The organism is Plantactinospora siamensis (genome assembly GCF_042434095.1).
Taxonomy (GTDB): Bacteria; Actinomycetota; Actinomycetes; order Mycobacteriales; family Micromonosporaceae; genus KBS50.
The window spans coordinates 86,649-100,812 of record NZ_JBHLUE010000017.1; the positions used below are offsets into that span (position 1 = coordinate 86,649).

Genomic DNA, 14,164 nt, shown 5'->3' on the forward strand with positions numbered 1-14,164 from the left:
ATTGCCCGTACGAGTGGTGAACCCGCACGGCTGTGGCTAGCGTCAGGTGCATGGCTCCCAAGGTCCTCGCGATCGTGCTGGCCGGTGGGGAGGGCAAGCGGCTCATGCCGCTCACCGCCGACCGCGCCAAGCCGGCCGTCCCGTTCGGCGGCATGTACCGGATGATCGACTTCGTGCTGTCCAATCTGGCGAACGCCGGATTTCTCAAGATCGTCGTGTTGACCCAGTACAAGTCCCACTCGCTGGACCGGCACATCACGAAGACCTGGCGGATGTCCAACCTGCTGGGCAACTACGTCGCTCCGGTGCCGGCGCAGCAGCGCCGCGGTCCGTGGTGGTTCGCCGGCTCGGCCGACGCCATCTACCAGAGCTTCAACCTGATCAACGACGAGCAGCCGGACCACGTGATCGTCTTCGGCGCCGACCATATCTACCGGATGGACCCGCGGCAGATGCTGGACCACCACATCAGCTCCGGCGCCGGCGTCACCGTGGCCGGCATCCGGCAGCCGCTGGACCAGGCCGACCAGTTCGGGGTGATCGAGGTCGGCGCGGACCGCCAGCAGATCAGCGCGTTCCGGGAGAAGCCCACCGACGCGGTGGGGCTGCCCGACGCGCCCGACGAGATCTACGCCTCGATGGGCAACTACATCTTCAGCACCAAGGCGCTCTGCGAGGCGGTCGAACGGGACGCCGCCGACAAGACCAGCAAGCACGACATGGGCGGCAGCATCATCCCGATGCTCGTGGAGCGGGGCGAGGCCAACGTCTACGACTTCCGCGAGAACGACGTGCCGGGCAGCACCGACCGGGACCGGGGCTACTGGCGGGACGTCGGGACGCTGGACTCGTTCTACGACGCGCACATGGACCTGATCTCGGTCCACCCCGTCTTCAACCTCTACAACACGCAGTGGCCCATCTACACCGACTACCCGCCGTGGCCGCCGGCCAAGTTCGTGCACGACTGGCAGGAGCGGGTCGGCCGGGCCGTCAACTCGATGGTCTCGCCCGGCGTGGTGATCTCCGGCGCGCTGGTGGAGAACTCCGTGGTCTCACCCAACGTCCGGGCGCACTCCTGGGCCCAGGTGGAGGGCTCGGTGTTGATGGAGGGGGTGGAGATCGGCCGGCACGCCGTGGTCCGCAACGCCATCCTCGACAAGAACGTCGTCGTGCCCGAGGGCGCGGAGATCGGCGTGGACACCGAACGCGACCGGGAGCGGTACACGGTCTCCCGCAACGGGATCGTGGTGATCGGCAAGGGCCAGCGGATCGAGCCCTGATCCGTCGGCCCGCCGCGCGCCGGGCCGCAGGCCTGATCGCGGCCGGCCGTGCGCGGCCCGCCCGCGCGGCGGGCGCAGGCATGACCGGGAACCATCGCGGGTACGCAGCCCGGCCCGCAGAGATCAAAAGGAGACGCCCGATGGCTCACCCCCGCGCCGGCCAGCCCGCCGAGCCGAGCGACCTCGTCGACGTGCCGCGGTTGATCACCGCGTACTACGCCGGGCACCCCGACCCGGAGGATCCGGCCCAGCAGGTCGCCTTCGGCACCTCCGGTCACCGCGGGTCGAGCCTCGGCGCCGCCTTCAACTCCGACCACATCGTGGCAATCAGCCAGGCCGTCTGCGACTACCGAAAGGCCAACGGCGTCGACGGCCCGCTGTTCCTGGCCCGGGACACCCACGCGCTGTCGGAGCCGGCCACGGTCGACGCGGTCGAGGTGTTCGCGGCCAACGGCGTCAACGTGCTGCTGGACAGCCGGGACGGCTACACCCCCACGCCGGCGCTCTCACACGCCATCCTCACGTACAACAAGGGCCGGGACGCCGGCCTGGCCGACGGCGTGGTGGTCACCCCGTCGCACAACCCCCCGGCGGACGGGGGCTACAAATACAACCCCACCAACGGCGGTCCGGCCGACACCGACGCCACGCGGTGGATCCAGGACCGGGCCAACGAGCTGATCCGGGCCGGGCTCGCCGGGGTCCGGCGGATCCCGTGGGCCCGGGCCCGCGCCGCCGACACCACCGGCACGTACGACTTCCTCGGCCGGTACGTCGACGACCTGCCGGCGGCGTTGAACATCGAGGCCATCCGGTCGGCCGGCGTCCGCATCGGCGCTGACCCACTGGGCGGGGCGAGCGTGGCCTACTGGGGCGAGATCGGCGACCGGCACCGGCTGGACCTCACCGTGGTCAACCCGCTGGTCGACCCGACCTGGCGGTTCATGACGCTGGACACCGACGGCAAGATCCGGATGGACTGCTCGTCGCCGAACGCGATGGCCTCGCTCATCGGTCAGCGGGACCGGTTCCAGGTGGCCACCGGCAACGACGCGGACGCCGACCGGCACGGAATCGTCACCCCGGACGCCGGCCTGATGAACCCCAACCACTACCTCGCGGTGGCCATCTCCTACCTGTACGCCAACCGCGACGGCTGGTCCGCCGACGCCGGGATCGGCAAGACGCTGGTCTCCTCGTCGATGATCGACCGGGTGGCGGCCGACCTCGGTCGCCGGCTGGTCGAGGTGCCGGTCGGCTTCAAGTGGTTCGTCCCGGGCCTGCTGGACGGCTCGGTCGGGTTCGGCGGCGAGGAGAGCGCGGGCGCCTCGTTCCTGCGCCGCGACGGCGGGGTCTGGACCACCGACAAGGACGGCATCCTGCTCTGCCTGCTGGCCTCCGAGATCATCGCGGTGACCGGGCGGACCCCCAGCGAGCACTACGCCGAGCTGACCCGCCGGTTCGGTGACCCGGCGTACGCCCGGATCGATGCGCCGGCCAACCGCGCGGAGAAGGCCGTGCTCGGCAAGCTCTCGCCGGACCAGGTGACCGCCACCGAGTTGGCCGGCGAGCCGATCACCGCCACCCTGACCCGGGCGCCCGGCAACGACGCCCCGATCGGGGGGTTGAAGGTGACCACCGAGTCGGGCTGGTTCGCCGCCCGCCCCTCGGGCACCGAGGACGTCTACAAGATCTACGCCGAGTCCTTCCGCGGGCCGGACCACCTGACCCGGATCCAGGACGAGGCCCGGGACCTCGTCTCCGAGGTGCTCAAGCGGGCCTGAGGACGGGCCCGGTCCGGGTGGCTTCCCCGGACGGTTCCCGCCGGCCGTCCGGGGCCGCGCGCGCACCAGCGTTTCCATTCGACACTCCAGGCGTTAGACCGGTGGACGCCGCTGGGCTCGTCCACCGGCGCGACAGGTGCGACGGGTGGCACGGAACGGATGTCGATGAAGATCGGGATGATCGGTCCGCATGGTCCGGACATGTTCGCCACCAACATCGGCGAGTCGCTGCGGGAGATGGGCCACCAGGTGCACATGCTCGGCCCGGCGGTGCCGAGGCCGCGCAGCCGGATCGGCATGGGTGCCGTCGGCCTGGCGGTGACGACGCTGCCCGCCGTGGAGTCCCGACTGCACCACGCGCCGGCCAGGGCCGCCATCGAGCGGCAATGTGACGCCGTGATCAGCGTGGACCACAACATCGTCCCCGAAGCCGTCGCGGAGTTGCGGCGCAACCGCATCGCGGTCGCCCTCTGGTACCCCGACCATGTGGCCAACATCGGCCGGCAGCGGATGATCGCGTCGCCGTACACGGCGGTGTTCACCAAGGAGCCGCTGCTCGCCGAACGGTTGCGGAACACGCTTGGGCTCCGGGCCTTCTACCTGCCGCAGGCCTGCAACCCGCGCTGGCACCGACCGCTCGCCGAGCCCGCCGAGGAGCGGACCATCGTGGTCGTCGGGAACATGTATCCCAGCCGGCTCTTCCTGCTGCGCAGGCTGCACGAGGCCGGCATACCGCTGACCCTGTACGGCGGGAAGCTCCCCGGCTATCTCCGCCGGCTGATGCCGCCGGCGTTGCGCGTACATCCGCCCGTGTTCCGGGAGGCGAAGTCACGGGTGTTCCGGCGGGCCGCGGCCGTGCTCAACAACCTGCATCCGGCCGAGATGGACGGCGTGAACCTGCGCCTGTTCGAGGCCACCGCCGCCGGGGCCGCGGTGCTCTGCGAGGACCGGCGGGTGGTCGCCGACCTCTACGAGCCGGACCGGGAGGTGGTGCCGTTCACCACCTTCGACGAGCTTGTCGACCGAGCGTCCGAGCTGCTGGACAACCCGGCGCTGACCCGGGAGATCGGTGACGCGGCGACCAAACGGGCGCACGCCGAACACACGTACGAGCAGCGGCTGCCCCAACTGCTGGACGAGCTCTGCTGACGGGTACTCCCTCCCGCCGGCCGGTTCAGTCCGGCAGCGCGTCCTGACGCCGCTTCACCTCGCCCCGCAGCGATTCGGGCAGTAGCTCGCGGAGCTGCTCGGGCAGCAGGGGCAGGTCCAACAGGCTGAGCTTGAGCTGGCTGCGCTCGCGGTACCGGCGCGCATCGAAGCGGACCACCTGCCCGGCGCCACGCTGGAAGCGCAGCTCCAGCGTGCCGCCGCCCTCGACGTGCCGGGCCACGTGCCCGTCCACCTCCACGGCCACCCGACCGCTGTCCGGGCGCAGGTCCACCCGGATCCGCTCGGTGGGGGAGAGCACCACCGACCGGCCGATCCCGGCCATCGGCGCCGAGGGGGTCAGCACCACCGCCTCGGTGGCGGGAGACACCAGGGGACCACCGGCCGCATAGCTGTAAGCGGTGGAGCCGGCCGGGGTGCTCATCACCAACGCGTCGCAGCGGTAGTAGCCGTATTCCTCGTCGTCGACGGCCAGGGTGGCGTTCACGAAGCCCTCGCCGGGCTGGCGGGCCAGGGCGATGTCGTTGAACGCGACCACCCGGTCCTCGCAGACCGCGCAGCGCAGGCAACTGCGCGGCTCGACCGTGAAGTCGTGCGCGGCCAACCGGTCCAGTGCCCGGGGCAGCTCCGGCGGATCCACCTCGACCAGGAACCCCAACTGGCCCAGGTGCACGCCCAGCACCGGCTTGGGCCGGTCGACGGTCATCCGCAGCGCGCCGAGCATCGTCCCGTCGCCACCGATGCTGATCAGCGCATCGCACTCATCGACCAGCACCGCCGGATCGACCGGCAACGCGCCGGCCGGCACCCGCTGCCGCTGTTGCCGGTCGACCAGGATCTCCACGTGGTGGGCGTGTGCCCAGTCCAGGACCGTGGTGGCGATGTCGGTGACGTCCCGGGTGGGGTGCAGGACGAGGCCGAGCCGATTGTTCCGCATGGCTCTACCTCATCATCTCGGACGGAGCGCCGCATGATTCGACGCTGGGCGGGGCGCCGTTGCGGCGTCCGTCGCCAACGGTAGCCGGTAGACCGGACCGGGATCGGGCATCGCTCAGCGAAGCTCGGCCGGCCCGACCCGCGAGGCCACCCCGACCGGCGTTCCCTCGACGGCGCTCGGGGCGGCGTCCAGGCTGCGCAGCCAGGCGTCCAGGGCGACCAGGGACCAGGCCCGGGGCCAGCGAACCCGGCCGGCCCGCCAGCCGGCGAAGACGGCGGCGATCCCGGCGGGCCGCAGGATGCCGGTCACCGGGGCGTCCGGCGCCTGCGCCAACCGGACCGCCGGCGCCAACGGCCCGCTCCGCATCCACCGGTCCATGGGCAGGCTGAATCCCCGCTTGGGCGCCCGGACGATCCGCTCCAGGACGGGATGGCCGACGGCGTCGGCGAACCGCCGCTTGCCCAGCCCCCGGCGAGGGTCGGTGCCCAGCGTGGCCCGTGCGAGCGGCAGGTCCACGAACGGCACCCGCACCTCGACGGACCAGGCCATCGAGTAGGTGTCGCAGTCCGGCAGCAGCGTGCCGCCGAGGTAGTGCTCCAGCTCGTACCGGGACAGGGCGAGCGCTGGCACGGACCCGGCGCCGGGCGGGGCCGGCGGCTCCGCCGGCCACCCCGGTCCGGCCAGCAGGTCGGTGATCTGTTCCTCGAAGGCCACCCGGCGAACCAGGGCGCCGATGCCGGGCGCGTCCCTCGGACCGGCGCTGGTCAGCATTTCAGCGATCTTGCGGCGCCGGCTGCCGCAGGCCCGGGCCAGGCCCCGCGGCAGCCGGACCGGGCCGGCCGCGCGGAGCAGCGGCAGATGGCGCAGCATCCGGAAGTGCGGGTAGCCGGCCAGCACCTCGTCGCCGCCGATGCCCGACAGCGCCACCTTGATGCCGAGGTCGGCGATGGCCTTGCTGACCAGGAAGGTGTTCAGGCCGTCGATCGACGGCCGCTGCATGGCGGCGAAGAAGCGGTCGACGAGGCCAGCGTCCGGGGCCACCGACACCAGCTCATGACGATGCCCGAACGCCGTGGCGATCATCCGGGCCGCGTCGCCCTCGCCCATCCCCGTTCCGGTGTCCACCGTCACACAGGTGAGCGCGGCGCCCAGCGTCGAGGCGGCCCAGGCGATCGAGGCGGAATCCAGCCCCGAGGAGAGCAGCAGCGCTACCGGCACGTCGCTGAGCAGGTGATGCGACACCGAGTCCAGGAAGCGGTCCCGCAACTCCGGCAGCGGGGTGGCCGGAAGCGCATCGAGCGGGTCGGGATGCACGGCCCCGGCGGACCGCGTCAGCGCCCGGTCCCAGCGGATCCAGCTGTTCGCGGGCACGGACTCGACGTCGGCGAAGGGCGACTGGTCCCGACCCAGGGCGCCGAACGCCAGGTAGCGGTGCAGGGCCAGCCGGTCCAGCCGGGGCGGCCCGTCGAGGGCGGCCAGCGGCCGTGGCTCGGAGGCGAAGACCAGCGCGCCCCCGGCCAAGCGGCGGAAATGCAGCGGTTTGATGCCGAAGGGGTCCCTGGCCAGGACCACGCTCCCGGTCGCGGCGTCCACGACCGCGATGGCCCACATGCCGCGCAGCTCCGCGAACATCCGGATGCCGAGCAGCCGCCACAGGGCGGGCAGGATCGCCCCGTCGCACCGTTCCGGGACCGTCAGCCCGTGCCGGCGCCGCAGCTCCGCGTGGTTGTAGATCTCGCCATTGAAGACCACCGAGATCGTGCCGTCCGCCGAATGGAACGGCTGGTGGCCGCCGCTGCCCAGGTCGACAATGGCGAGGCGGGTCTGGCCGAGCACCGCTGTGCCGCCGGACCACTGGCCGACGTCGTCCGGGCCGCGGTGCCGCTGGTCGCGGTTGAGCGCGGCGACGAGGCGCTGATCTCCTTCGACAACTCCCGACGCCCTGACCAGCCCGGTGATTCCGCACATCGCTACCGTCCTGTCTCCGTTTGCCGGGCCACCCGTGCGGGCCCGCGACGATCCGCCGGATCGCCGCGGTCAGCCCGAGCCCACCCGCCGAGCGCCGTCGGCGCCCGTGGCCCGGGCCACGAACGTCAGGTTCTGGGTGACGATGTGGTTCCTCAGCTGGCCCGTCTCGACGATCAGGGCGCCCTTGTAGCCGGCGCTGACCAGCCGCCAGGCCGCCGCCCGGATCAGACTCAGCACGCCGTGGACCGGTGGCGGGCACGCGAAGCAGGCCACCGACCCGAACCCGGCGACGGCGGCGAGCTGGGCCACGCTGCGGGGGGTGAACCAGGTCCGATGGGTGATGTCCCCGTACATGATGTGGCCGCCCACCGGGCTGGTGGCGTTCGGCACCCTGGCCACGAAGACGCCGCCGGGCCGCAGCGCGTGCAGCACGCTCTCGAACGTTCGCAACAGGTCGTCGGTGGCCAGGTGCTCCAGGACGTCGGTGGCCACGACCGCGTCCCACCCGCCGGCCTCCGCGTGCAGGCGGTCGTGGAAGTCGCCCTCCAGGACCCGGACAAGCCCGCTGTCCCGGGCCAACCGGACCTGCTCGGGACTGACGTCCACGCCGAACGCGTCCAGCCCGTCCGCCAGCATCAGCCGGACCAGATCGCCCTGCCCGCACCCGATGTCGAGGACCCGTGCCGGCTCGCCGGGCCGCAGCAGGTGGGGCCGGATGTCCCGCCGGTAGACGAGGGCGGCCGCACGTCCGTCGCCAACGCCGGCGTGGGTGCTCGCGTACGACTCGTAGAGCCGTGCCTGGGCCGAACCCGGTGAGGTACGTGCCGCAGTCATCCGGGCGGCTCCAATCTGCTGCTCGAGGCGGGGACGCAGCACCAGCGGCGCACCGATGGGCGCGACCTGACTAACGAGAGCCCCTCGGGCCGGTCACGCCGGACGGGCCGCGACCTGGAACCGGCGACGCTGGTGCGGCGCCGGCGCGTGTCCTCGCGGCGAATCGGACGTTCTTCATCGCGGGGACTGGCGTCGGCTCTCGTCGCGCCGGGCTACCGAGCAGGGCTGTCCAGGGCAGGCTCGACGATGGGGACGACATGAATGCCAGCGCCATCAAGCGGTCGCTGCGGAAGGTGCCGCTGCTCGGTCCGGCCGCCCGGCAGGCGTCGATCAGCCTGCAACGGCGGCGATTTCCGGGCTCGGCCCAATACTGGCAACGGCACTACGCGGCGGGTGGCACGTCGGGGAACGGATCGGCCGGTCGGCTCGCCGAGTTCAAGGCCGAGATCCTCAACGACCTGGTGCAGCGGAACCGGATCCGCTCGGTTGTGGAGTTCGGCTGCGGGGACGGCCAGCAGCTGGCCCTCGCCAGCTATCCGCGCTACCTCGGCCTGGACGTCGCACCGGCCATCCTCGATGGCACGATGGCCCGCTTCTCGGCCGACCCGACCAAGAGCTTCCTGCGCTACGACCCGCACCGGTTCGTTGATCCCGCCGGCTTCGTCACGGCCGAGCTCGCGCTGTCGCTCGACGTCATCTATCACCTCGTCGAGGACGACACCTACGCGCTGCACCTGCGCCACGTGTTCGGCGCAGCCAGCCGGATGGTCGTGCTCTTCACGAGCGACGCCGACACTCTCACGCTGCGGGAGCGCACCGCGCCACACGTCCGGCACCGCAGCGTGGTGGCCGACATCCGGGCCCGCCTGCCGCACTGGACGCTGGTCGATCGGATACCCAACCGCTTCCCCTACCAGGGGTCGGGGACGGAGACGTCGTTCGCCGACTTCTTCGTCTATCAACGGGTCGACTGACGCCACGCAGGGCCGCACATCCCGATGCCCGGCCAAGGCGCATCTGGACGGGCGGCCCCGGCCAGGCAGTCAGCCGCCGACCTCGGGCGCCGACGGCGCCGCCCGGATCTCCTCGACCGCTTCGCGCTGCGTCGCCGGGCGACGGCCCGTGCCGCTGTCCACGCTCGCCGCCCGCGACCGGTCCAGCAGAGATGCGAAATAGCCGTCCCGGTCGAACGCGTCGGGCTCGGCGGTCGGTGCTTCCGCCGAGCCGGCCAGGGCCGCCTCCAGGGTGTGCGGGTCGCTCGGGTGGTAACCCCGCAGCGCCGCACCGGCCAACTCCCGCGACTGCGATCGGTCCGGAGCGATGATCGGTACGCCGTAGACCCTCGCCTCGGCAAGGGGGTACCCGAAGGACTCCAGCGCGGACGGGTAGAACGCTGCCCAGCAGGACCGCCACAGCCGTGCCAGTGGTTCGGGCGGCATCGTGCCGACCGGCGTGACGCGGGGGTTGGCGCTCAGGTCGGCGGGGAGATCGCGGGGCCGAGCGGTGACCAGAATCCGGGCCGGGTGCCCGATCCGGTCCGCCACCGAGGCGAGCAGGCGGAGCTGCGGGATCAGGTTCTTGTACGGCCCGGGAACGACCGGCGCCAGGATGAACGCCTCCGGGTTGGCTCGCCGCGCGCCCATCGGGCTCACCGGGTGAGGCCGGACAACCAGCCGGGTGGCCAGCGTCGGCAGCCGGCGGAGCACCCGCTCGGCCATGGTGGACGTGGGCACGACCACCAGGTCCGCGCGGGTCGCCAACCGCCGTACCACGGCGATTTTGATCCGAAAGGCCCGCGGCATGCCGGCCAGCAGCCGCTCCTCGGACCGGTCCAGGAAGTGCAGCGCGTTGCGCAGCAGGAGCCGACGCTCGGCGCCGGCGGTGACGAACGAGATGTTGTTCGCGGCGATCACCAGCCGGCGATCCCGCGCGAGCCGGTCCCGACGCAGCAGCCAGGCCGGAGTGATCCGCTGACCGAACCCGACGGGATCCGCCGCGCCGGGATGCTCGGACAGGTAGCCCTCCAGCTCGATCCGCCATCTCGCCGCCCCGCCCAGTTCGCTGCCGGCGATGTCCACGAGCGGCACATCCTGTGACATGTGGCCTCCCGCTCGCCGGTTCCCCGGCGTGGTGGTGGTGGCAGACGCCGCCAGAAGCGCGCCTCGACCGGGCCGAGGACGTCGACAAAGGCCCTAACGACAACGACGACGGCAGGTCACGTCCGCGTCGGCCGCGTGCCGGGCGGAGGACGTCACCGGCGGCGGTACGCGTCGTTTGGCTCGGTGTGAGGGTGCGCTGCGCTGGAGGCCCGGTCGCTGGAGTCCCGATGATGCTCGTCAGGCCGGAGCCGTCGAGGTGACCGCACGGCTCGAGGTGACGCCCCGGCGCATCGCGCTGCTCAGCCACGGCATCGACGGCGGAGGTGGCGTGCCCGAGGTGGCGCGATGGCTGCTCGACGGCCTGCGCTCCCTGGGTCACCGCGTCGATCTTCATGATCTCGCCGGTTCGCGTGTCGACCCGTACAGCCGGCGGCTGACCCGACCGCGATCCTGGACCCGGCCCAGCCTGCGAGCGGCCCGTACCGAGCCCGTGCCACACGACCACTGGGGCGCGGATGCCGTCGAGGTCGAGGTCATGCGATACCGGCCGCGCCCGGAGTTGACCCGGGCGTTGCGGGGTTACGACCTTGTTCAGGTGGTGGCCGGCGCGCCGGCATGGGCCGCGCCGGCGTTGTCGGCCGGGCGTCCGGTCATCCTGCAGGTCGCCAGCACCGTCCGGTGGGAGCGCGAAGACCGCCCGCGGGACCTGCTGTCCGCCGCTCGGCTCTGGCGGCAGGGCATGACCGTTCTCACCTCTCGCGTCGAACGCCGGGTGCTCCGCCGGGTGGCCGCGGTGCTGACGGAAAACGGGCAGATGTTCGAGCACGTGCGTGGGGTGGGGCAACGGCACGTCCGGCTGGCCCCGCCCGGCATCGATGTGGACCTCTTCGCTCCGGACCCGGCCGGCTGGCGCCGGCAGGGACCGCTGCTGTCGGTCTGCCGCCTCAACGATCCCCGCAAGGGCCTCGATCGGATGATCCATGCCTACGCGGCGGTGCGTCAGCGGCTCGGCCCGGACCGGTGCCCGCCGTTGGTGCTGGCCGGGCAGGGCCCCGTGCCGGAGGCGCTGCCCCGGCTGATCGGCCAGCTCGGGCTCGCCGCATCGATCGACATCCGCGTCGACGTCCCGCGGAACGATCTCGGCCCGCTCTATCGGGCGGCGTCGGTGTTCCTGCAAACCTCGTACGAGGAGGGTCTCGGATTGTCCGTCCTGCAGGCCATGGCCAGTGGCCTGCCGGTCGTGTCCACCGACTCGGCCGGCGCCCGACAGCTCGTCCGTTCCGGACTGACCGGCTGGCTCGTGCCGCAGCGCCCGGCCGTCGACCTGCCCGGCCTGGTGGCGGAGCGGACCATCGACCTGCTGACCGGGCCCGGCGGTCAGTTCGGCGCCCGGGGTCGCGCCTGGTCCGTCGAGCACTACTCCGCCAAGCGGGCGCTGGAGCCCTTCCTCGAGACCTTCGACGAGGTGCTCGGCCGGGCGATGCGACCGGGGGCCCTCGGCGCCGGCCCGCCGGCGTGACCCGGCCATCGATCCGTCGTTGTCCAGGGTGAGTGTGCCGAGCTGCGGTCCGCTCCGGACCGCCCACACCGGCCCGGTCCGCGGGACGCCTCGGAGCCGCTGGATGCGGGACGCTCCGGCGCCGGTGGACGGTGGCTCGGCCGGCCCCGAGTGATGGGAACACCATGGTCTCTACCCCGCACAGGGCGGCGGCGCTGGCCGTCGACACCCTTTGTGGCGTTGTCGGCAGACGGCAGGCGGTCCGCGCCGCCCGGTTCGCCCTGCGCCGGGCCCGTCTGGACCTGCCCAACTCGCCGTACCTCAACGGCGAGTACGCATTGCAGCGTTGGATGTTGCGGACCGCGGCGCCGGACCAACCGTTCACGGCCTTCGATGTCGGGGCGAACATCGGCGAATGGAGCCTCGCACTGCTCCGGCAGGCCGCCCAGGCGGGCCGGAGCGAGCCCCCGCGAATTCACGCCTTCGAGCCGGCCGGGGCCACCTTCGCGATGCTGTGCCAGCGGGTGCCGCCGGAGGTGCGGTCGAACCGGCTGGCCCTTTCGGACGATGCCGGCGAGCGTCCGATGTTCATCGTGGGCCCGGGCGCCGGCCGGAACTCCCTGCACCCGACGGACGGCTTGGCGGCCGTCACCGCGACCGAGCGGGTCGCCACCGGCACGATCGACGAGTACGTCCGGACCGCCGGGGTCGAGCGGATCGATCTCCTCAAGATCGACACGGAGGGGCACGACTTCGCCGTGCTCTCCGGTGCGGGGGGTTGCCTCGCCGCACAGCGGATCTCGGTCGTCCAGTTCGAGTACAACCACCGGTGGGTGTACCCGCGGCGCTTCCTCAAGGATGTGTTCGATCTCGCGCAGCCGCACGGATACCGGGTGGGCAAGCTGACCCCGCGTGGGGTGGAAGGCTATCCCGGCTGGGATCCTGACCTGGAGACCTTCATCGAGGGCAACTACGTGCTGTGTACGGAGGAGGCGGCGGAACGGTTGCCCCGGGTGGCTTGGTGGAAGTCCGGACGGCGGTGATCGGCCCGACCGTCAGGAGGGTCCGGCATCGCCACCGACGACCGCGCCTGTCGCTCCGGCTTCGCGGCACCGAGCTGCGCGTCGGCATCGCCCGTACCGCGATTGTCAACGCGGTTTCGGTAGGCAGCGCCGGCCTCGGCGGGGTGTTGGCGGCCCGGTCGCTCGGTCCGGCGCCCCGGGGTGAATACGCGGCCATCATGACCTGGTTCGGGACGCTGCTCATGGTCGGCCAACTCGGTCAGACGGCCGCCGTGGCCTACCACGTGGCGCGGGAACCGCGCCGCGCCGCCGACCATCTGGCCACCTCGCGCAACATCATGCTGGTGACCGGGCTGCTCGCCATCGGCGCTGGACTCGTGGCCGCGCCGATGCTGGGGCGGCACCACGGCGAGGCGGTCTGGGGATACCGTCTGGTGTTCCTCACCTGCCTGCCCACCTTCGTCGGGGCCAGTTACACGTTCGCGTTGCTGGCCACCCGGTTGGCGTTGTGGAACCTGGTCCGGATCAGCCAGCCGCTGGCCTACCTCGCGGTGCTCGGGCTGCTCTATCTGACCGGCGGGTTGACCCTGACCACCCTGGTCTGGACGCTGTGCCTGACCATGGTGGCGCAGACCGTTCTCGCGTACGCCCTCTGCCGCCGGCACGGTCTCGCCGGCGGACGCGGCCGGGCCGACCTGGCCCGTCCGTTGCTCCGGTACGGCGTCAGCCAGGTCACCGCCGCGGTTCCGACCACCCTCACCGGCCGGCTGGACCAGTTGGTCCTGTCGATGGCGGTCGCCCCGGCCGCCCTGGGGCACTACGCCGTGGCGACCTCCGTCACCAACCTGGCCCTTCCGTTGGTCGGCGCGGTCGGCAGCGTGGTCTATCCGCGGATCGCTTCGCACACCATGTCCGCCCAGGGCGCCCTGGCGCTGCAACGCCGGGCGGTGTGGACCAGCGCGGTCCTGTCCGCCGTCCTGCTGCTCGCCGTCGCGGCCTCGGCGCCCTGGGTGGTGCCGTCGGTGTTCGGCGCCGGCTTTCGCGGCGCGGTGCTGTTGATCTGGCTGCTCTCTCCCGGCACCGCCCTGCTGGCCTGCGGAATGGTGTGCGCGGACCTGCTTCGCGGCCACGGCAGGCCGCTCGCGGTGGCTCGGGCGCAGGGGATCTCGGCGGTGGCCGTGGCGGTGCTGCTCGCCGTACTGCTGCCCACGATGGGCCTGCCCGGTGCGGCGCTCGCCTCCACGGTGGCGGCGGGAGTGGCGCTGATTCTCATGCTGCGAGCCCTGCCCGGCCGGTCGGCCGTGGCGGACGGGGGCGTCGTCGATTCCCTTGTCGAGCCGCGCGCAAGGACCGAGACGGCGGCCAGGACCTCGGCGTGACGGCGGCCCTGCCCGCAGCCCGGCCATGGCACTCGAGCACGACAACCTCCCGGCATTCCGCTCGTTCTACTTCGGGGGTTCGCAGCCCCTTGCTGAACTGCGGCACCGGGTGTGCCGGGGGTCCGCCGGAGGGGGCCGGCGGGGGAGCATCGAGCGCCCGGACGAGCCGGCTGCCTTCGACGTGCTGTGAGGA

Annotated in this window: 11 protein-coding genes; 7 read left to right on the top strand and 4 right to left on the bottom strand. The window is 72.3% G+C overall.

All coding sequences use genetic code 11. The features are described from left to right. Window positions 1–50: 50 nt before the first annotated feature. The 3 genes from glgC to ACFFHU_RS20880 all read left to right on the top strand — a co-directional run bounded on the left by glgC (window position 51) and on the right by ACFFHU_RS20880 (window position 4,216). Window positions 51–1,283, top strand: coding sequence for a glucose-1-phosphate adenylyltransferase (glgC, locus tag ACFFHU_RS20870; RefSeq protein WP_377341385.1), 1,233 nt, complete (start codon window positions 51–53; stop codon window positions 1,281–1,283). Between the two features lie 140 nt (window positions 1,284–1,423). Then, on the top strand, window positions 1,424–3,067 hold the full coding sequence (gene pgm, locus ACFFHU_RS20875; protein ID WP_377341387.1) for a phosphoglucomutase (alpha-D-glucose-1,6-bisphosphate-dependent): 1,644 nt from the start codon (window positions 1,424–1,426) through the stop codon (window positions 3,065–3,067). Window positions 3,068–3,244: 177 nt separating this feature from the next. After that, complete coding sequence (locus tag ACFFHU_RS20880) at window positions 3,245–4,216, top strand: CgeB family protein (protein WP_377341389.1); 972 nt, start codon at window positions 3,245–3,247, stop codon at window positions 4,214–4,216. A gap of 25 nt (window positions 4,217–4,241) precedes the next feature. Here ACFFHU_RS20880 and ACFFHU_RS20885 read toward each other — a convergent pair whose 3' ends face one another. The 3 genes from ACFFHU_RS20885 to ACFFHU_RS20895 all read right to left on the bottom strand — a co-directional run bounded on the left by ACFFHU_RS20885 (window position 4,242) and on the right by ACFFHU_RS20895 (window position 7,973). Further along, on the bottom strand, window positions 4,242–5,171 hold the full coding sequence (locus tag ACFFHU_RS20885) for an NAD(+)/NADH kinase (RefSeq protein ID WP_377341391.1): 930 nt from the start codon (window positions 5,169–5,171) through the stop codon (window positions 4,242–4,244). Window positions 5,172–5,285: 114 nt separating this feature from the next. Continuing rightward, the gene (asnB, locus tag ACFFHU_RS20890) at window positions 5,286–7,139 is read right to left on the bottom strand and encodes an asparagine synthase (glutamine-hydrolyzing) (RefSeq protein ID WP_377341393.1); all 1,854 of its coding nucleotides are present in this window, start codon (window positions 7,137–7,139) and stop codon (window positions 5,286–5,288) included. A gap of 69 nt (window positions 7,140–7,208) precedes the next feature. Next, complete coding sequence (locus tag ACFFHU_RS20895; RefSeq protein WP_377341395.1) at window positions 7,209–7,973, bottom strand: class I SAM-dependent methyltransferase; 765 nt, start codon at window positions 7,971–7,973, stop codon at window positions 7,209–7,211. A 257-nt stretch (window positions 7,974–8,230) separates the two neighbouring features. On the opposite strand from ACFFHU_RS20895, the gene ACFFHU_RS20900 reads away from it, so the two are divergent. Continuing rightward, on the top strand, window positions 8,231–8,947 hold the full coding sequence (locus ACFFHU_RS20900; protein WP_377341397.1) for a hypothetical protein: 717 nt from the start codon (window positions 8,231–8,233) through the stop codon (window positions 8,945–8,947). Between the two features lie 69 nt (window positions 8,948–9,016). Here ACFFHU_RS20900 and ACFFHU_RS20905 read toward each other — a convergent pair whose 3' ends face one another. Continuing rightward, complete coding sequence (locus ACFFHU_RS20905; RefSeq protein ID WP_377341398.1) at window positions 9,017–10,072, bottom strand: glycosyltransferase; 1,056 nt, start codon at window positions 10,070–10,072, stop codon at window positions 9,017–9,019. Window positions 10,073–10,328: 256 nt separating this feature from the next. On the opposite strand from ACFFHU_RS20905, the gene ACFFHU_RS20910 reads away from it, so the two are divergent. The 3 genes from ACFFHU_RS20910 (at window position 10,329) to ACFFHU_RS20920 (ending at window position 13,971) form a co-directional block, all read left to right on the top strand. Continuing rightward, window positions 10,329–11,591, top strand: a complete 1,263-nt coding sequence (locus ACFFHU_RS20910) for a glycosyltransferase family 4 protein (protein ID WP_377341400.1) — start codon at window positions 10,329–10,331, stop codon at window positions 11,589–11,591. A gap of 164 nt (window positions 11,592–11,755) precedes the next feature. Continuing rightward, window positions 11,756–12,613: an FkbM family methyltransferase gene (locus ACFFHU_RS20915; RefSeq protein ID WP_377341402.1), complete on the top strand. Its 858-nt coding sequence runs from the start codon at window positions 11,756–11,758 to the stop codon at window positions 12,611–12,613. Window positions 12,614–12,756: 143 nt separating this feature from the next. Next, entirely contained in the window at window positions 12,757–13,971 is a 1,215-nt protein-coding gene (locus tag ACFFHU_RS20920; RefSeq protein ID WP_377341847.1) for an oligosaccharide flippase family protein, read from the top strand. The last annotated feature ends 193 nt before the right edge of the window (window positions 13,972–14,164 follow it).